We start from the raw sequence: 19,604 nt of genomic DNA, 5'->3' as shown, positions 1-19,604 counted from the left end.
AGACAGTATCTCTTAAGGGTAAGGGCAAGTCATTATAGCCGAATTTATAATCAATACCTAGCACCGAAAATGTGAATGATTGGAATATGAAGTCGTTGATATTAAGGAACAATCGGTGCAAAGTTCAGTCCCATTGACTCATCAAAACCGAACATCACATTCATGTTTTGTACAGCCTGCCCAGCAGCACCTTTGACTAAGTTATCTTGAACGACGATAACCGTTAGCTCAGCGCGCTCATTGTCCTGATGTACCGCAATGCGTAGACGGTTACTAGCGCGAACACTGCGCGTATCGGGATAAAGCCCCTTTGGCATGACATCAACGAACAATTCTGACGCATAGCTATTTTCAAACGCTTGCTGCCAATCGATAGCAGCACCTTCGTCAGTCAACTCCATATGAATAGAGCTGAGCATGCCACGAATCATCGGTACTAAATGCGGCAAAAAGCGAATACGATGCGCGAACTGACTGTCTAATAACTGTGCAACACCCTGCTCAATCTCAGGTAAATGACGATGGCCTTCAACGCTATAAGCCTTAAAGCTATCTGTTGTCTCAGCATAGTTAAGTGCAAGTGATGCTTGACGGCCTGCACCAGACACGCCAGATTTTGCATCGATAACGATACGAGACTCAATCAAACGCTCTGCTTGCTTATTCTGAGCTTCGATAATTGGTTTTAGACCCAAAATCGCAGTAGTTGGATAACAGCCTGGGTTGCCTACTAGTAAAGCATTCGCAAGCTTGTCACGATTGATTTCTGGTAGGCCGTAGACTGCTGTTTTCAACAGTTCAGGACAAACATGTGACTGCTTGTACCAGTGCTCAAAGTCAGTCAGTGACTGCAAACGAAAATCAGCAGCCAAATCGATGACCTTGACGCCAGCTTGGGTAAGCGCTTCAGCTTGCTTCATTGCAACACCATGCGGCGTCGCAAAAAATACAACATCACATTTTTGCAATGCAGCAAGCGTATTATCACCTAAGTCGCTAAAAACGATGTCAGAGACACCGCGTAAGCTTGGGAAGATTTCATCAGCACGAGTGCCAGCTTCGCTACGAGAAGTTAATAAATCAATAGAAACCTCAGGATGAGCAGATAATAAGCGAATGAGCTCAATACCCGTATAGCCTGTACCACCTACGATCGCTGCTGAAATCATAAAACACCCTTTTCTTGGTAAATACTAAATATGCACTGATAGATTCTATATTTGCTTATAACTCATGCAGTTCTATAAATTATACAGTTCCACAAATGCGAACAAAGACAGAATCAGTCTCTAAATATTCTGACTCTTAAATTTTATAGTCGTGTACTGCATCCACAAACACTTTGGCATTGTCAGGGTTAACCCACTGGGTGATACCGTGACCTAAGTTTGCTATGTAACCAGTCTTTTCACCATCAGCGTAAGCACGGTCAAGCATGGCGTTCACTTCAGAACGAATTGTCGCAGGCGAACCATATAACGTCGCTGGATCTAAGTTACCTTGGATAGCTTTGCTGCTTTGCAGTTTTTTATGCTTCTTGGTCAATTGACGCTGACTCTCAGTCAATACTTGGCGCGCACGATCAATCGGCATCGTCCAGTCTAGACCTAGCACATCTGCTTCGCTGTCAGCCTGAATATCAAGCCATAACCCACCACCTTTAGTGAATAGCACTACAGGTACTTGTGGATGACGTTCCTTTAATTCAGCGACAATACGTTTATTATAAATGTGCGAAAATTCGATAAATTGACGATGACCTAACGCTCCGCCCCAACTATCAAATATCTGTACAATTTGAGCACCAGCGACGATTTGGGCATCTAAATAGTCAATAACTGACGTCGCCAGCTTGTCTAGTAATTGATGTAAAAAATCAGGGTTACTATACAAGAAGCCTTTGGTATAACGATAATCCTTCGAGCTACCGCCTTCTATCATATAAGTAGCCAATGTCCACGGACTACCAGAAAAACCGAATAATGGAACTTGACCATTCAATGCTTTACGAATGCTGGTTACAGCACGCATGACATAGTCTAGAGAATCGTTTGGCTCAAGCACTGGCAATCTATCAAGATCAGCCTGCTCACGGATAGGATGTTTGAACTTAGGGCCTTCACCAGTTTCGAAATACAAGCCCAGTCCCATTGCATCAGGGATAGTTAGAATATCACTAAATAAAATAGCGGCATCTAAGTCATAACGACGTAAGGGCTGTAGAGTCACTTCAGTAGCGCGGTCTGTATCTTTGCACAGACTCATAAAGTCACCCGCTTCAGCACGAGTGGCCTTATATTCTGGCAAATAACGACCAGCTTGGCGCATCATCCATACCGGTGTGGTATCAATGGGCTCAAAACGTAATGCACGTAGCAATCTATCATTTTTTAAAGGTGCAAACTGTTGCTGAACCGAGTTACTACCGTCTGAAGCACTCATGTACAAATCTCCAAAACAGCACAATATCCATATTTATCAATGGATATTGTGCTGGATAAAATAAGTTGAATAAAAAAGGTTATATAAAAGCGCTATACAGTTAATGCAAGGTTGTCGCGGTGTACCATGACGACACGTTCTTCGCTACTGCCAAAGATCTTATCGAACTGTTCGGTACGCTCACGAGCGACGCGGCGCGCATCATTCGATGAAAAGTTTACCTGCCCAACGGCAATACGCTCACCTGTATCTTGATGAATGATTTCTACCACATCACCTTCATCAAATCCGCCCTGCACTTCTACAACACCCACTGGCAATAAACTTCTATTATGCTCAGTCAATGCTCTTGCAGCACCTGCATCAACGACCAAGCTACCTGACATACGTAGATGCGCAGCTAGCCACTGTTTACGTGCGATGATTTTATCTTCGTCATTAGTCGTCAGCAAGGTACCTACAGCTTCGCCTGATACCACACGAGTGATAACGTCATCGATAGCACCGCTGACGATAACAGTAGGACATCCGCCCATTGCAGCAAGGCGTCCAGCGCGAATTTTGGTTAACATACCACCGCGTCCAAGTTTACCGCCGTCTCCTGCAATATCAAATAAATAATCAGCCATTGCACGCTCTTGGCGAATCATCTTGGCATCAGGATTATCACGTGGATTATCAGTGAAGACACCTTCTTGATCGGTTAAGATAATGTACAAATCAGCATTAACCATCGCGGCTGCCATCGCACCCAAGGTATCGTTATCGCCAAATTTAATCTCATCAATCGTGATGGTATCGTTCTCATTAATAACAGGTAGTACGCGCCATTCTAATAACTGTGTCAGCGCACCCGTCGTATTAAGATAACGACTACGATTAGACAAGTCATCATGAGTTAGGAGTAGCTGCGAGCTTTGAATGCCATGCTGAATCAAAGCTGACCACCATGTTTCAATCAACCCCATTTGACCAATAGAAGCACAGGCTTGTAGTGCTGCTAGTTTTTTGGGACGTTCCTCAAGGTTCATACGTACCACACCTTCAGCAACAGCACCTGATGATACCAGCAGTACCTCAACGCCTTTTTTGTGCAGCTTAGCAATTTGCTTTGCCCACTCATATATGGCAGTACGATCCAGCCCTCGACCGTTATTGGTTAATAATGATGAACCAATTTTGACAATAACGCGCTGAATATCAAAGTTGCGAGTTTGCTTAACAAATCTTGCTTCTTCCATCGTGTTTGCTATGTCATCTGCCATATAAACTCCTTTTTTCATATCAATTGATTGTAGGGATTAAATTCACAATTCAAGTATAACTGCTCAAGCATACTAGCTTAAGGAACGTACATTACCTCAACGCCATCGTCATCATCGTCGTCAAAATCAGACGCATCCAAGCCTTCACGTGCTGCTTTACGAGCTGCACGATATGCTTCACGCTGTGCTTCAGTGTTAAGACGCACTTCAGCTTCTAAACGCTCAAAACGTTCTTTTTGTGCTTCAGCGAAGATAGGATCTTCTATTTCACGCTCACGCTCAAGTTCGATGTCATTCATCAAATGATATTTGACCGCATCAACGCCTTCACCAGTTAGCGTTGCCGTACGGAAGACCATACCAGTCCAACCAAGCTCTGCGACGATATGAGTACAAAGCGCATTCAAATCTTCATCATTGACCTGATCGATTTTGTTTAATACCAAAATCTGCGGTAAGTTGGCCAATTCAGGAGAAAAACGCTCAAGCTCGTTTAAGATAACACGAGCGTTCTCGACTGGATCGCTACCATCAACAGGCTTGACATCAACTAAGTGTAGCAGACGACGTGTACGCGCAACATGCTTCAAGAAGCGAATACCAAGTCCAGCGCCTTCTGATGCACCTTCAATAAGACCAGGAATATCTGCCATTACAAATGAACGATGACGACCAATATCGACCACACCCAAGTTTGGTACTAGCGTGGTAAACGGATAATCAGCCACTTTTGGTCTAGCAGCAGAGACTTGACGGATAAAGGTCGATTTACCAGCATTAGGCAAACCAATCAAACCAACATCAGCCACTACTTTTAGCTCAAACTTAAGAACTTTTAGCTCGCCTTCAAAACCTGACGTCGCTTTACGCGGTGCTTGGTTGGTCGAGCTTTTGAAATGGGTATTACCTAGACCACCATCACCACCTTTGGCAATCAGTAGTGTCTGGCCAATCTCAATCAAATCGCCCAATACTTCGTCTGTCTCGGTATCAACTACCGTCGTACCAACTGGTACTGGTAAATAAAGATCATCAGACCCTTTACCTGAACAGTTTCTACTATGGCCGTTCTCAGCACGCATGGCGTCATGACGACGCGTATAACGATAGTCAACTAGGGTGTTGGTGTTGTCTTCTGCAATGACATATACATCTCCGCCCTTGCCGCCATCACCACCATCAGGTCCACCACGTGGGACATACTTCTCTCGGCGAAAACTGGCGATTCCGTTACCACCGTCACCTGCTTTTACCGTTACGACGGCTTCATCAATAAATCGCATCTTACGTTCCTTAATTCACAATCCAGTCTATAAACTGGTTACAACCAACGGTTGTATTTTGGGGTTTTGCTATGTTGTTGCGTCAAAATAAACACTGTATAAAGTCTACTTTTACTTAGTGCCCATTATGACAATAACACCCGATAATCAATCGGACTATCGGGTGTTTAAGTATGACAGTTAAAGTCCTACCAAGCTATTTAAAGTAGCATCTGCTACAGCGCCATTCTTATGACACGATAGCGCTACTATACTTGGCATGACGTTATTGCTCTACTGTATTTAGTAATCTATGCTGGAATCTGAGCGTAGCTGATTCCGGCCATTTGCGTCGCCAAGCGCAATACCTGAGTACTATAACCTACTTCGTTGTCATACCAAACATATACGATAGCTTGGTTGTCAGTCAAAATAGTCGCTTGAGCATCGATAATACCAACATGAGTCGTACCAACAAAGTCAGTTGATACCGCTTCTGTAGAATCTGTATAAGCAATCTGCGACTGCCAAGTGCTGCTGTTAGCCATTTTGCGTAAGAACTCATTCAACGCATCAGCGCTTGCTGGAGCAGTTTTCAAATTCACGTTCAAGATTGCTAAGCTGACGTTTGGTGTTGGTACACGAATAGCGTTACCCGTTAGCTTACCGTTTAGTTCTGGCAATGCTTTACCAACAGCTTTTGCAGCACCAGTACTGGTGATAACCATGTTCATCACCGCACTACGACCACGGCGGTCAGCTTTATGATAGTTATCAACCAAGTTCTGATCATTGGTAAATGAGTGAATAGTCTCTACATGACCATTGACAATACCGTACTCATCATTCAATACATTCAGCGTTGGCGTAATCGCATTGGTCGTACAGCTAGCAGCACTAACGATCGTATCATCACCAACGGTGTCATTGTTCACACCATAAACGACGTTCTTGATATCACCGCCAGCAGGTGCTGTTAGTAGTACTTTTTTCACGCCAGTAGACTGTAAGTGCTTACCAAGGCCTGCTTCGTCTTTCCAGATACCTGTGTTATCGATAACAAGAGCATTGTCGATACCATAAGCAGTATAGTCGATTTCGCTTGGGTCTTTAGCATAGATAACTTGTACAAAACGACCATTAACGATCATGCCGTTGTTGTCATCATCAATACTGATGCCACCTAAGAATCTACCATGGATTGAGTCACGCTCAAGCAATGAGATACGCTTAGCCAAGTCACCAGCAGCGGCTGGACGTACAACGATCGCTTTTAGTTGTAGACCTTTCGCACTTGATGCTTGTGACAATAGCAGACGAGTCAAAATACGACCGATACGGCCAAATCCATACAGCACAACATCCGTCGCGCCATTTACAGCACCAGCGTTGTTGATAGACTGTAGAGCGGTCTGTAAGTCAGTATCATTAGCAATCAGTTGACCAACATCGATACGAGTGGCTTGGATATTAGTGTTCTCTGAGATAACTTTTACCATCGCTAGAGTATCAGCGATATCGATAGCTTTGGCGCCATGGTCGCGTAGTGCTACTTTTTGATGCAAGGCAAGTATTTGACCAACTGAGGTAGAGTCTAGCGTTTCGCCAAACAAAGTCACTTGTACGTCTTGCTTGTTATAGAGCTTGTTTAGTAGCCCCATAAGCTCAATCGCTTGTTGCTCTTGATTGTTGTAGTTGTTCAAGTGGTCTTGATGTAATTGGCGTAAGGTATCAGCGTTGCTCACGAGAAACATCCTTATGGTCAGTAATGTATGATCAATAAAATATGAAGAAGTGTAAAATAGATAGGTCGTGTATGCTCTAAATGGCGACTCTAATATGATAATCAACCACTATCAATATGGGTTATTGACGCTAGAGTATTTGAATCGCCTAGATTTTAGCCTAAAACGCCTCATTTTGCCAGTAGTAACCGATTAGCTAGCGTGCATAATAGGTTTTACTCTCGTATATAGCTCTTGTATATAATTCTCATATACAGCTAGTAATAAAAATAAAGGCAGCCATATATGCTGCCCTATCGAGACGTTATTAAATAATAATCGCTATATGGTTTAATTAAAGCAGTAAATTTAGTTATAACGCTTATGGTGCTAGATTCACCGTTTGGTTGCTCTGCGACGTCAATGTAAACTGTTTTAAGTCATAACCTTGCTGCTGAGCAATTTGACGATATTTGGTATACGTTTCCTGACTGATGTTTGGCGAGCGTGCTAATAGCCATAAGTATTTTTTATCAGGTGTCCCTACTAGCGCAGTTTTATACTCTGCATCACGTGCTAGCACCCAATAATCAGCACGGCCGACTGGAATCCAGCGAATCCACTTCGGTAAGAACGTCACTTTTAGTTTGCTGCCGCTTTCATCGACTGGCTTAGCCAAACCTTCTGCCACAATACCCGAACCGTCCTCGCTCACACACTTATTAGTTACCGTTATTCCTGAGCCGTCATCTTTTTGAGCATAATTGGCTGTCACATCGCCAGCACACTTGCGCTGAAAATACATCGGCAAACGGCCAATCTCATACCAAGTACCTGCATAGGTGTTCAGATCTACGCTATCTACGGTAGTTGGTGTGCTTGCAGATTTATGGATAATATCACTTGGCTTAACCGATAGCATATCTGTTGTGGTCTTCTTACTCATCGCATCATCAGACGTGCCATTAGTTGCCATGTTCACTGGCGGCGTGGCCGCATAGGCTGAGAACGCTGCTAACGGTATAATAATTGCTAAGGCAATGCCTGTATGTTTGATCAGTCCATTCATAAATATGCGCTCCGGTATTTCTTTGTAAGATGAATTATTTGTTGGTGCATCACTCATTTGCTCAGCGTCGATGGCGTGTTCAGAACTACTTCTGAGATTATCTATTTGATCCTCTAACAGTCCCGACATCAATGGCTCATCTTCATTTAGCTTTTGTAGCGACTTATTTTGCGCTGACTTATAGCCAGATGATTTGTAGCCACTAGCCACGTCATGATTGTCCTCATTGCTACTTTTTAGATCTTTGCTTATCTCGTTGTTACTCATAGCTGACTCTTTTGCCCTAGGGCTTTTGTCGGCGCTTTTGTATCCAAAATAGCTGTCTTGCGAAGACGTGTCTTTTGCCAGATGGTGCGAATATTCGCCATTCGAGCTGTCGTGATTATAGCTAGCATCGTTACTAGCTTGGTTTGTCTGTTGCGTATCATCGCCATATTCATTGTCATTGAGCGATTGCTTAGGCTGCTGAAGTTGAGAACCAGCTGCCTGTGAATCAGTCCATGCTGACTCAGGTAACTTATTGGTTTTCATAGGAGTACCATTCTTAAATAGTGATTGTTAAAAACGCTTTATGTACGGCATCTATTTGGTCTCGTTTTCTAAAAGCCATTTGCTTTGGTATAAATTATTCGTGCAAAACTTGACTCTACAAAAGCTTTTTTATTATTGTATTTTGAACATCACTTTTGGTCAGTCACTCGTCTATAGAAATAAGATCAACGTATCGTAGATATGCAATATATACTAAGGACAACTGGACTATTAAAACAGTAGTGCAATGTAGGAAAACGCAACGGTTTGTAAGTAACTATGGGGTTTGAGTGTTGTTTGAACACATCATAACCACATAGTTACTTGCTGGATAACTAAGTTAAAAATCAGTTATTTGAACTTACTAAGCTTAATACGCACGTCTAATACGGGTCACATTAGGGCAGATGGAACTATAGATTGTAGATAGCTTTCTTGAATCGTGCGGATTATATAAACTGACGAATGCCTGCTACACTGATACCGCCATATTGCAATGCTTGATTGAGCATTGCAGGCTCCAGACCACCTAACCCAATAACAGGCATATCAGCCAACTCTGCTAATGCTGACCATGCTTCCCAGCCAAGCGGTGTGTCATCAGGATGCGTTTGGGTAGCGAGCACAGGCGATACGAAAGTACCAATCACTGGTGGTAATGCATTCTGTATGCGCATGCTAGCAAGTTGATTGGCTGCTGTTATGCTCGCGATGTCATGGCAGCTGACGATAAGCGGATGGTCTTTAGATAGCGACTGTGTGAGAACTGTAGAGCTGCCTACCTCATCGAAACACTGCATCAGTGTCGTTTGTGTCAGATGCTTGGCAACTATTCGCTGGCCCATTTCTGTCTCATTAGCGGTTAATGATTCCTCAACATTCAAAGGCTGCTCATTATCATTAGGTAAAATCGCTAAAATATCTGGACGTGCCGTTATCAATTGCTCAGAAAGATGCTTAGATCTTGCGTCCTTCAATCGGATATATACCCACGACTCTGATGCTAGGTTTTCTTGGTGATATTGTAGCCATGCTGCCGCTGCATCAGTATGTGTGCCGAAATGTGCCAGAGGATAAGTAATCGCTATCTTTGATGGGAGCTTCAACCATTCAAGGATTGTCTTATTAGCAGCGGGCAGATGATACGCTCCTGCCAAAAGCTGTGATTTGCTTACCCAAGTTAATACCTGCCCTTCTAAACCCTTCTCACGGTGTTTATGCTGCTCGTACTGCTCTGCTGTCAGCTCAATCTTATAAACCTGTAAGCTGACCTGCTTGTCGCCATAATCATGATGCAAACGCCCAAGCTTAACAATAGTATCATTATCAAGCAGAATACCCGTCTCTTCAGCCACTTCTCTTATCAATGCCTGCGCTGCTGACTCATTCGCTTCTATCTTTCCACCGACGAACTCGTAACGATTTCCTTGATGCTGAGTAGCATCTCGAAACCCAAGCAAATACTGATCTTTATAATGAATGACAGCCACTGCAACATTTACAATGCTAGGTTTGTTAGTTTTCGCCTTACCATCTGTCTTACTTTCCGGCTTCGTCTCTGATTGTTGATTTGACCCGTTCAACATACTTATATCCTTTATTTCGGTGTGTACTCTGATTATTTTTGATAATTTAATAGTTTTTATAGGCTAGATTATTTATTTAGATTTACTACCTAACTTACTAATTTATATAGATAAAATATTCACTCGAGATGATTTATGACAGCGAACTTAGATAAGTTTACATAATAACTGCATTTTATTTTATCAATTGCCTTGCAAATTTATCAAATCTAAATGATAATTATTATCGTTAAAAACAATTACGCTATGGTTAGCCAATTTTTTAAGCCACTTCTTCTCAAAAGGAATTTACTATGAGCATGGTCATCTCTCGTTATTTAAACTGTCGTGAAAACCGTCTGCCTACTTTGCAATCACAACATCTATTTGCACTGACTAAAGAGGTACGTATCGAGCATGAAGGCGAAGAGTATCGACTACGCCTAACTCGCAATAATCGCTTGATTCTAACCAAGTAACGTTTATTTCAGTGACACCTTTTTCAATACTTCTATAAAAAAACGCCTTCATTATGAGGCGTTTTTTTATAGGTCATACAGCTCAAAAATAATTTAAAAAGCTCTCTCAGTTAACACCGACTAGAAAGCAGTTGTCTTACTAGGGCGTGTCCTCATTTTAAAAATGGTGATAAAAATGAGATAAATTGCAGTCAAACAAGGAAAATAGCGCAGATAATATCGAGATATTAGTCAGCTATTTGACGCCATTTGGCAAGATTTAGCCATTTTTAACCCATTTAGATAACTATCGATTGAATTGAGGACATGCCCTAATAAACAATTTAGAACTGCCAACTATAGACCACATCCACTGCATTTTCAGCTGCTGAGCTTGCTTCCACATAGATACGGCGTGTCAATTGATAACGAACAGAAAGACTGTTTTGGGCGTTGAAAACACCCACACCATAGCGAATGTATAAATCAGGGGTCACATAACCTGTGACGTTGACATTAGTATCTTCGCTGCTACCTGAGGCATCGACTGTCAGACTCTGCAAGCCGAACGCCTGTCCGATTTGATTGGTCAGGCTACGAGTGCCACTCAGACCAAAGCTCAATCCAGCGGCGGCCAGATTATTAGTCACTTGCGACTTAAACCCTTGCTCACTGATTTGCGTCGCGCTCTTGTTATCGATACGGCCTGTCACCAACGCATTCATGGCTTGTTGTTGGGTCAGACCTGCATTGTTAAAGACGACAATATTGGGGCTTTCAGTCGTTCCTTTGACACGCAGACCTACTGTCTTGCCATTAATGGTTTTGGCTGCTTCAATACTCAAGCTGGGCTTCATCACATCGCCATTGAAACGCACTTGACCATAATTCAGCTCTAGGCTTTGGCCAAAGGCATTGATATTGGTACGGCGTGAGACCTGCACAACACCTCTGGCACGCATGATACCTGTGCCATTCTGACTCACATTAATCGCACCTGCCAATGGAATAACGGCGCCAAAACCACGGAAGTTGATATCATCACCCAAATCAACACCGATATCAGCATTGATGGACCAAGGTTTTGAGATAGCCAGTACTTCATCGATATTGCCAATCAAACGACGATCTAGTACGACTGCATCTTCGGTTTGAGTAATGATATCTTCGCTGGCTTCAGGCGGACGAATGGTCGCAGACGGCACACTGATCGCCCCTTTTATGTCGACATAACGATCGCCTGGGCGCACGATAATATCGATATCAGGGTCAATTTCAGCGACCAGTAATGGCGGCTGAGTAATGACTAGGCCTTCACCGACAATACTCAATTTGGCCTGCAGTTTTTGCTGCCAATTGACTGTCCCTGACAATTCGCCTTCACCTGTACCACTATTGAATGTGCCGTCAATAGTCGCTTGCGTGCCGCGGATTTTGGCTGCCGCATTTACTTTGGACAGATTCACGGGCAAATCAAGCATGGCTATACGGCCGTCAGAGAGTTTTACGTCGCCATAGAACTGCGGTTTGGTTAAGGTACCACCTAGGCCACCCGCCATTGTGACGTTACCTCTTAGGACACGCATACCAGGGAAGAAAGGCTTAAATATCGCAAGATCAAGCTCGTTCAGCACCAATGCACCAGAGATTGGTTTAGGGTCTTTATAAGGATCGACGATCACTTCAGCATAGCCACGCGCACCGCGTCCAGTATTGATATCAGTACGCAGCTTGATACCCTCAGGCACAGACAGAGCAATGAGAGACACGCGCTTGTATGGCAAAGTCATTGATGTGCTTTCGCCATCTTGAACGAGGCCAATCTTGCCATTGTCTGAGTATAGCGTGGTATTGATAGTTGGCGGACGACCACGTTGCCATCCGACGATTGCTTTACCATTAATCTTGCCATTCCAGTCAATATCTTCTGGTAAGAACACTGAGAATAACGACGTGTCTAAATTCTGCAACGCTACATTGACTTCACCTTGGTCTGGCGATGCCACTAATTTTTCACGTAAACAAAGCTTGCCAGTTTGATCCGTGGCCTGCCAGCAGTGAGCGGCAAGCTGTACTTTTAGATCACGGTTTTCACCACCTTGATTGTAAGGTAAATTCACAATCAGCTGTGCAGGTTGCAATTGATTCAAAGTCGCATATTTAGATTTAATGCGGCCTTTTCCAATGACACCTGACCAGCTTAGCCTATCTCGATCAAAACCACCTTTTAGCCTAGCACCGACATCGAGTTGCTTATTGGCCACATTGAGATCGACCACATGAGACTTTTCGGTACCATTAAAAGACGCTTTGACACTATCGAAACTTTGACCAGCAGCATCTAGACCTTCAGCCGTCACGATTAACTGGCTTGGGCTATTGGCTAAGTTGACCAGCTTGCCGCGTACACGGCCTTGACGCAATATAAAGCCAGGTAGCGCGAGTCTCTCACCGACCAAATCAATATGAATAGTAGGCAGTGCTTGTCCAGCTGGTTGAGACAGCGTGGCACCGCCAGTGACTTTGCCAGCCAGTTGACTAGACAGCTGATCTAGACTGGTAATGTTAATTTTGGTTTGTAGCTGCTTGGCATTGCCGTTAGCCGTGACGTAATTATCACCCCAACGCAGCACAAGGTTATTAGCATTTAAGCTATCAATCAAAGCATTTACTTGCTTATATTGTGCTTGGGCATCTTGGGTCTGAAGTTGTTTGAAGTAACTTGCTAAATCTTTAGGCAAACGCATTTTCGCTGATAGGCTGCCTTTAGCACTCAGTTGCTGCCCTTTTAGCATGCCATTCAGATTGACTTGTTTAATATTGACGATCTGCTGCGTGTCACTCCAGCGGCCATCTGTGTCAATCGTACCAGTGATAAGGCTCGGGGTATCTTTTAGGAAATAGCCAATGTTAAAACGATCCATCACCGCGTTGATATCCCACGCAACGCCTTGACGCACATCAACGGTACCGCTGGCATCGATACTACCTGCCGCACCCACATGACGGAAACGATTGATACGTATCAGCTGACTGTCACCACTGGCTTCTATATTCAGCTTACCTGCTGGCAATTGCTCGGCATCTAATATGCCGTTAAAATTTACGGCAAAGCGCTGCAATGTGCCTGCGGTGTTTTTGCTATTTTTTGGCGCATTTTGCCATTCGCCACTGGTCTTTAGATCGCCTGTGATTATCGCTGGATTGTTGGGTAAAAAATAACCCAAGTTGAACTGGTCAAAACGACCATCTATATTCCAGCCGATATTTTTACGTAAGTCGATAACACCTTTCGCATCAACTGCGCCCGCTTCACCTTTATAGTTCAGCTTACGAATACTAATCAGCTTTGGCGTACCCGCAGCATCGATAGATAGACGACCTTGTGGTACATCTGCTGTATCAATCCGACCATCAAAACGCGCATCAAATACTGACAGCTCACCACCTACGATATCGACACTGGCATCACCAGCACCAGTAATACCGATAGCACGATCCGCTTGCGTCGCATCGAGCTGCGCTTGCATATCGGTATTGTTTAAAGTAATCACATGACGCTGTCCGCTGACACCATTTTTGGTGATGTTTAGCAGTCGACCACGTGCACTTATACTACCTGTTAGGCGCTCAAGCGGTAAATCGCTACGATATTTCTTAGGAAGTAAACCTTTGGTACTGGCATCAATCTGCCATGTCAGTGGACGCTGTTTGTTCGCTAACTGAATCTGTCCTGTGCCGGATAAGTCTCCTACTATGCCGTTATAATTAAGACGATTGATATCAATGACATCACCAGCCTTACGTATACGTAGATCATAGTTGCCCTTGGGGGCAGCATTTAGTTCATTGATAACGGCATTGGCATCGACTGATAGGGTCGAACCACGAACGATGACGTCCGCCTGCCCACTAGGACTGTCGATATTGCCAATATTGGGTACGTTACGGCGGGTTAGGTTTTTCCAGTTAGCATCAATATACCAAGGCGCAACTTGCTTAGATTTAGCAGAAGTTTTACCACGGACCATATTGGCATTGATGTGCTCACCATCGCGCTGACGCAAATCTGCATCGATCTGCGTGTTACCAGTAGAATTCTGCTGCTGATAACGCAGTGACAGCCTACCGTTAAGGGTTTGCGGGGCATAAGCTTTGAAGTCGGTATACTCAGCCGGAATAGCTTGGCGAATATCAAAGTTGCTGCCTGTCGCACGCACCGTGGCCTCAAAGCTGTCTTTCCAATCTAAAATACCTTGTAACGCCAAACGTCCCGCTGGCACGTCAGCATCTAGGCGATCTATACGTAGCTGACTGTTGGCAATAACGGCGCGGCCTTGGTAATGACCTGATGGAATATCTTTGGCCGTCAATTCAGTATTGATACGTAATCGTATCTCAGAGATGACACCAGAAGCTGTAGCCATACCGCTTTGTAGGCGAATGTTTTGGCTATCAGCGTAAGGGATAAGAATATCATCCCACTGTAGTTTTGCATCGAACGGCGCACCCGCATCCAACCCCTGTACTACAAAGTCGCCTCTCACATCGCTATCGTTATAACGACTACGTACTTTACCGACAGTACGTTTAAGCGTTCCCGTTGCAGAGATATTCAATGGGTCGATATAGGCTTTTTCAAGGGCGCTGACTTCCGCAATCGCACTCAAATCTAGTGGATAGTCGCCCTGTAGGTCAATCTCTCCTTGTAAGGCACTGACTTTCACGATATCAGCATACTGCAAATCACCACGGCCAACAGTCACCGTACTACCCACCCACGTCAGGTCACGCGCCGTAATATCTTGAATAACGATAGGATCTTTGGTTACTTGCTTATAAGTAATTTTCTTAATTTTTGCTTGGTCAAAACGCAAATTCACTGGCAACTTTAAAGTTTTATAATCAAACGGTTCACCAGTAGGCGGTTTTTTATTGATGATCTCTATGGTCTGGATGTCTGCATCACTTAAATGCACTTCTTTTGCAAATACTGCGCGCCAGCCTATTTTCACATAGGCCTTATCTACTAATATCTCAAGATCTTCAGTCGCTTCAATATCGATATCAGTGACCCAAATACCATCACGCAAGTTACCACGTCCGTATTTGAAATCAATACCTGTTTCAACACTGATTTTCTCTAGTATAAACTTCGTACCAGCGTCAGTACCTGCCGCATAAAAGAATATAGCAAACATGATCGCCAGTACGATAAGTACCAATACCAGCAGTTTGAGCAGAAATGACAACGGATACCAACGCCTAACGGCACGGGCATCACGCTGTGCTGGATCTTCGTCTGGAGCATTATTAGGCGGGGTATTTTCTGTCAGCATGACACTCAACTACGTTAAAAAATGAAGACCAGCAATCGGTACGATAAGTGATGATTAGAACATTTGGAGCTACTAAACATTTGGAACTACTACATTAAGCGATTATAACGGTGAACCAATAAAGAAGTGTAGTCGTACTGGAATGCTTTCCTCGGTCACACCAGCAGCCACATCGACACGTACCATTCCTACAGGCGATGCCCAGCGGATACCGACACCAACGCCCACTTTTGTCTCAGTGTCAAAATCTTTGTCGTAGGCATTACCGACATCAGTGAAGAATGCGCCACGGAAACCTGGTTTAAATTCATAGTTATACTCAGCACTACCGACCGCTAGTACCTGCCCGCCCGTTAGATAGCCTTTATCTAATGGTGACAAGCTCTCATAGTCATAACCACGGATACTCTGATCGCCACCTGCAAAGAAACGCAACTTATAAGGCACATCGTAAAAATCATCCGCCCAGATATAACCTGTATTGGCACTACCTAATACTTGATGCTTTTTGTCTTCGCCAAAGCTATAAATACCACTAACGCCTGCGCGAATAATCGCCATATCGGTATCACTGAATGCGCTATCAGTGCCAGCCTCGATTGAATAGTACTGGCGCATGCCTTGCGTTGGATTGGTAGCATTGTCAGTATCTGTTTTATTCATACCATAGCCAAACAATAGCGCGCGCTGTTTCGGACTTGAAGAGGTAAAGCGGATAGGCAGATCATCTAATGCTGCTCCATCAACCCCCGTTTCAAGCTCATCCAAGCGGTAACGCACAGAGTAGCTGCGATTCCACCCAGTATCACTACGGATATTACGTGCTAAAGCCGCCTTCAGCGTTGTCGTCGACAGATCGAAATTACCTTCGCCTTGGTCAATCACTTCCTCTTCATAAGTAAGACGCCCATCTAACTTATCATTGAGCGGATGCTTCCATGGGCGACTGGCGTATACAGCCACGTTTTTGCTGATTCTCGATACTTCTGTTTCTGCACCCGCTTGATAGCCTTGGCGATTGAGCAAGTTATAGTCTATTTTTGCGGTGGCGCGAACGCCAGTATCTGTTCCATAACCCAGACCAACTTGAGCATCACGCGGTTTATCCGCGTATACAAACACATATAAAGGTACTTTTTTGCTTTCTGCAACGTCTTGTGGCGTTTTACGTCCTGCTAGCGTTGGCGGTACAAAGTTCTCGTCAGCGATCAGACTCTTTTCATCAGGGAATATCTTTTGTGCAACATTACTAATTGAGTCACTGATTTTACCCAATAGGTTATCAGCTTCCTGATCTTTTTCATCAAGCACGCGATCATTCGGCAAGCGGCTTAGTCGTTCTGCTTTTTGTCTGATAGCTTGTAGCTTATCAAGGGTGGCTTCATCAGCTTCAAAATCAATAGCAGCGATATCCGCTTCATTGACCGTCTCGCCGCTGTTAGCACTCAGAGCATCATCGCTCTCTGCGCCTATGTCGCTATTATCGTTAACCGTATCTTCTTTGCTAGCAGTCACATTTAAGGCAGCTGCGCCATCATTGCTACTCAGATCTGCGATGCCATCATTGTCTACATTGTTAATATCGTCATCTAATGTGTCGTTACCCTCGGTAGCAGCATTGTCAAACGCTAAGGTACCAGCTTCACTACTATCAGTTGGTGGTAGTATCGACTCGACGTTGACCGTATTAAAGTAACGAGTTGCCGATAAGTCATTACTAAACTTCGTAACTGCGGGACGATAAAATGGCTCGCCCGGCGTAAAGCCATAGAGCTGTTGTAATAATGAAAGCTCTACTGGTAGCTTGTCAGGATCTTGGGTCAGCGTATTGGTTTCTTTGTCGTAGGTAAAAAACACCACATCGTCAAACTCGTAGCGATCACCCGTGTTATAAACCAACGAGACATCTGCTTTGTTATCAGGCAAGATGATATCAACGGATTTGTTCAGCCAATACTGGTCAAAGTAGCCGTAGGTATTACTCAAAGATTCTAAGGCCGCTTTACTGCTCTTATAGACACGATGATTAAAAATATCACCTTCTTGCGGTGGCAAGTCTGCCTCAAGCGATGCAAACTCTTCCTGTTCACTACCCTCACCGCGAATCTCAATAATACGGCTGTCTACCAGTACCGGCTCGCCTAGCTCTTCAATCACAACATTAACTGTATCGCGATCAGGTTGGGTCAAGCGCATCTCAACCTCATAGTAACCAACGGCTTTAGCAGCATTCTGTGCTGTTTCGCGCAAACGTGGCAATGCCGCAGTAAAGTCAATAACCGACTGAACGGAAGTATCATCCAGTGCTGCTTTGATGTTTTTCATTGGCTGAATGTCATTATCAGCCTCAATCAGTTGAGCCTTACCATTAGGCGAGTCTTCAGCAGATACTTGCTCTAGATAAATAGCGGTTTCTACATTTGGCAAAGCAACCACGCCACCGTCGTTAAAAAAGCGATTATACAGACGCGTCACGATATTACCTCTATTGCGCGCGCGTGGCCGTGGTCTATTGGCTTGTTCGATACTTTGATCAACGGCCTGAGTATCATTCTGATAATCTGGTAGATAGTCATTAGGATTGATAATATCTGTCGTCGTACCTTCTACATTGGCAGGCACATTCGTACCAGCTATCAACTCATCACTACTATCATCAGTCGTCAGGCCATTTTCATTCTTAACAATAGCTTCATTCCTAGCGACATCTTCATTGCTCAAAGCACCACTTACCTCAATCGGACGTGACATCCCTTCAGCTGTGCTCGGCTGTTCTTGCGTTGTTTCACTTCTACCCAACGTATCAAGGTTGTTAGGCGCTGGCAAGTTTGTCGCATCTAGCTCTACATCGAGACCAATTGGCGATGTTGTATCATCTAACGTAGCGATTGGCGCATCAAAGTCACTGTCATTATTGCTAATATTGATACTATCAATATCTTGAGCATTCTGCGCATCCATTGCCGCTAACTCACGATCGATCTGCTCAGGGGTCATCATTTGATAACCCTGCTGCTGAATCTCAGCTGCTTGTTGCAACAGGTCATCATTAGAAGCGATTGATTGAGCGTTATTTGGATTATATGAAGTACTCGGACTATCAGTGAAAGTTTCTAGATTTTGAGCGTTTTTGTTTTGAGAAGTTGCGTTTTTAGATCCTGACTTTGTCGAGTTAGGTTTTTTAATTCCTAGGCTTTGTTCGCTATAGTCGTCCAATACTGACTGATCGATGATGCCTTGCTCTACTGCTTTTTTTAGACGTAGCGCATCTAGAGCCATATCTAGCTGAGTATCGTCATCGAACAATGTAGCTGATTGCTTGATAGATGCTTGCTCATTCGCACTTTGACTATTGTTAGTCTGGTTACTAAGCGTTTGATTGCTATCAGTTTGCTCAGCAGCAGATGAGTTGGTGATAGCGGTATTGTTTACATTATTAATGGTATCTGCCATTGCCGCAGGTGCTATACCGAACAAACTGGTCGCAAGCGCAGTGCACAATGCCGAGCGTCTGAAATTTTTACGCGGCGCTGCTGGATATGTACTTGGATTATTATTATCGTTTTGGATTATGGCTGTGTCACGCTGCATCATTAGACCCTTGCATGCTCGAGTTGAAGGCTGCTTTATCATCTTTACGTCCTATCAGCTCACGCGGCACAATCTTATCAACGATAACGATCGTAAAGTCTGACCGGTGAATAAACTTATAGCAGTTATCTGGAATTAATGGTTTACTACTTTAATTTTATGACTGGTTATCTATAGTGTCGGCTTTAGCACTCTGTGTCTACTGCCTTATAGGTCTACTAGCTTAGAAAAGGCTACTAGCTTATAGATAGCATTAATGGGTAGTAGCCTTTGTTTTCACTACTATTTATACCCTAAAACGCAATCACATAAAATTTATAAATCATAACTTAGTTAAATATCGAATCATAGCATTGAC

Annotated in this window: 10 protein-coding genes; 1 reads left to right on the top strand and 9 read right to left on the bottom strand. The window is 43.9% G+C overall.

The genetic code is table 11. From position 1 onward, the window contains the following. Positions 1 to 101 precede the first annotated feature (101 nt). The 7 genes from argC to ACIGBM_RS04365 form a co-directional block, all read right to left on the bottom strand. Positions 102 to 1,169, bottom strand: coding sequence for an N-acetyl-gamma-glutamyl-phosphate reductase (gene argC, locus ACIGBM_RS04395; protein ID WP_397476892.1), 1,068 nt, complete (start codon positions 1,167 to 1,169; stop codon positions 102 to 104). A 136-nt stretch (positions 1,170 to 1,305) separates the two neighbouring features. Beyond that, on the bottom strand, positions 1,306 to 2,442 hold the full coding sequence (gene hemE / locus ACIGBM_RS04390; protein ID WP_191114928.1) for a uroporphyrinogen decarboxylase: 1,137 nt from the start codon (positions 2,440 to 2,442) through the stop codon (positions 1,306 to 1,308). 92 nt (positions 2,443 to 2,534) lie between these two features. After that, positions 2,535 to 3,707 carry a glutamate 5-kinase gene (gene proB, locus ACIGBM_RS04385; RefSeq protein WP_057759177.1) on the bottom strand — a complete coding sequence of 391 codons (1,173 nt, stop codon included), beginning with the start codon at positions 3,705 to 3,707 and terminating at the stop codon, positions 2,535 to 2,537. A gap of 77 nt (positions 3,708 to 3,784) precedes the next feature. Continuing rightward, positions 3,785 to 4,990 (bottom strand): Obg family GTPase CgtA, encoded by a 1,206-nt coding sequence (cgtA, locus tag ACIGBM_RS04380; RefSeq protein WP_057759175.1) that lies wholly within the window; start codon positions 4,988 to 4,990, stop codon positions 3,785 to 3,787. Between the two features lie 290 nt (positions 4,991 to 5,280). After that, the gene (locus ACIGBM_RS04375) at positions 5,281 to 6,723 is read right to left on the bottom strand and encodes a glyceraldehyde-3-phosphate dehydrogenase (RefSeq protein ID WP_397476891.1); all 1,443 of its coding nucleotides are present in this window, start codon (positions 6,721 to 6,723) and stop codon (positions 5,281 to 5,283) included. Positions 6,724 to 7,075: 352 nt separating this feature from the next. Then, positions 7,076 to 8,293, bottom strand: a complete 1,218-nt coding sequence (locus ACIGBM_RS04370; protein WP_397476890.1) for a lipocalin family protein — start codon at positions 8,291 to 8,293, stop codon at positions 7,076 to 7,078. Between the two features lie 449 nt (positions 8,294 to 8,742). Continuing rightward, a complete protein-coding gene (locus tag ACIGBM_RS04365; protein WP_397476889.1) occupies positions 8,743 to 9,879 on the bottom strand; it encodes an NUDIX domain-containing protein in 1,137 nt (378 codons plus the stop codon). Positions 9,880 to 10,178: 299 nt separating this feature from the next. Between ACIGBM_RS04365 and hemP the strand changes: the two genes are divergently transcribed. Next, on the top strand, positions 10,179 to 10,337 hold the full coding sequence (gene hemP / locus ACIGBM_RS04360) for a hemin uptake protein HemP (RefSeq protein ID WP_227672156.1): 159 nt from the start codon (positions 10,179 to 10,181) through the stop codon (positions 10,335 to 10,337). A gap of 323 nt (positions 10,338 to 10,660) precedes the next feature. Here the strand turns inward: hemP and ACIGBM_RS04355 are convergent, their stop codons facing one another. Further along, positions 10,661 to 15,655, bottom strand: coding sequence for a translocation/assembly module TamB domain-containing protein (locus ACIGBM_RS04355; protein ID WP_397476888.1), 4,995 nt, complete (start codon positions 15,653 to 15,655; stop codon positions 10,661 to 10,663). A 102-nt stretch (positions 15,656 to 15,757) separates the two neighbouring features. After that, positions 15,758 to 19,288 (bottom strand): autotransporter assembly complex family protein, encoded by a 3,531-nt coding sequence (locus ACIGBM_RS04350; protein ID WP_397476887.1) that lies wholly within the window; start codon positions 19,286 to 19,288, stop codon positions 15,758 to 15,760. Positions 19,289 to 19,604 lie beyond the last annotated feature (316 nt).

This window comes from Psychrobacter sp. NPDC077938 (assembly GCF_044542635.1).
In the GTDB taxonomy this organism is placed as follows: Bacteria; Pseudomonadota; Gammaproteobacteria; order Pseudomonadales; family Moraxellaceae; genus Psychrobacter.
This window is presented reverse-complemented; position numbering and strand designations above follow the sequence as displayed.

Excerpts from the sequence above, each read along its gene's own strand:
- argC (WP_397476892.1), bottom strand. The coding sequence starts at position 1,169 with ATGATTTCAGCAGCGATCGTAGGTGGTACAGGCTATACGGGTATTGAG.
- hemE (WP_191114928.1), bottom strand. The coding sequence starts at position 2,442 with ATGAGTGCTTCAGACGGTAGTAACTCGGTTCAGCAACAGTTTGCACCT.
- proB (WP_057759177.1), bottom strand. The coding sequence starts at position 3,707 with ATGGCAGATGACATAGCAAACACGATGGAAGAAGCAAGATTTGTTAAG.
- cgtA (WP_057759175.1), bottom strand. The coding sequence starts at position 4,990 with ATGCGATTTATTGATGAAGCCGTCGTAACGGTAAAAGCAGGTGACGGT.
- ACIGBM_RS04375 (WP_397476891.1), bottom strand. The coding sequence starts at position 6,723 with ATGTTTCTCGTGAGCAACGCTGATACCTTACGCCAATTACATCAAGAC.
- ACIGBM_RS04370 (WP_397476890.1), bottom strand. The coding sequence starts at position 8,293 with ATGAAAACCAATAAGTTACCTGAGTCAGCATGGACTGATTCACAGGCA.
- ACIGBM_RS04365 (WP_397476889.1), bottom strand. The coding sequence starts at position 9,879 with ATGTTGAACGGGTCAAATCAACAATCAGAGACGAAGCCGGAAAGTAAG.
- hemP (WP_227672156.1), top strand. The coding sequence starts at position 10,179 with ATGGTCATCTCTCGTTATTTAAACTGTCGTGAAAACCGTCTGCCTACT.
- ACIGBM_RS04355 (WP_397476888.1), bottom strand. The coding sequence starts at position 15,655 with ATGCTGACAGAAAATACCCCGCCTAATAATGCTCCAGACGAAGATCCA.
- ACIGBM_RS04350 (WP_397476887.1), bottom strand. The coding sequence starts at position 19,288 with ATGATAAAGCAGCCTTCAACTCGAGCATGCAAGGGTCTAATGATGCAG.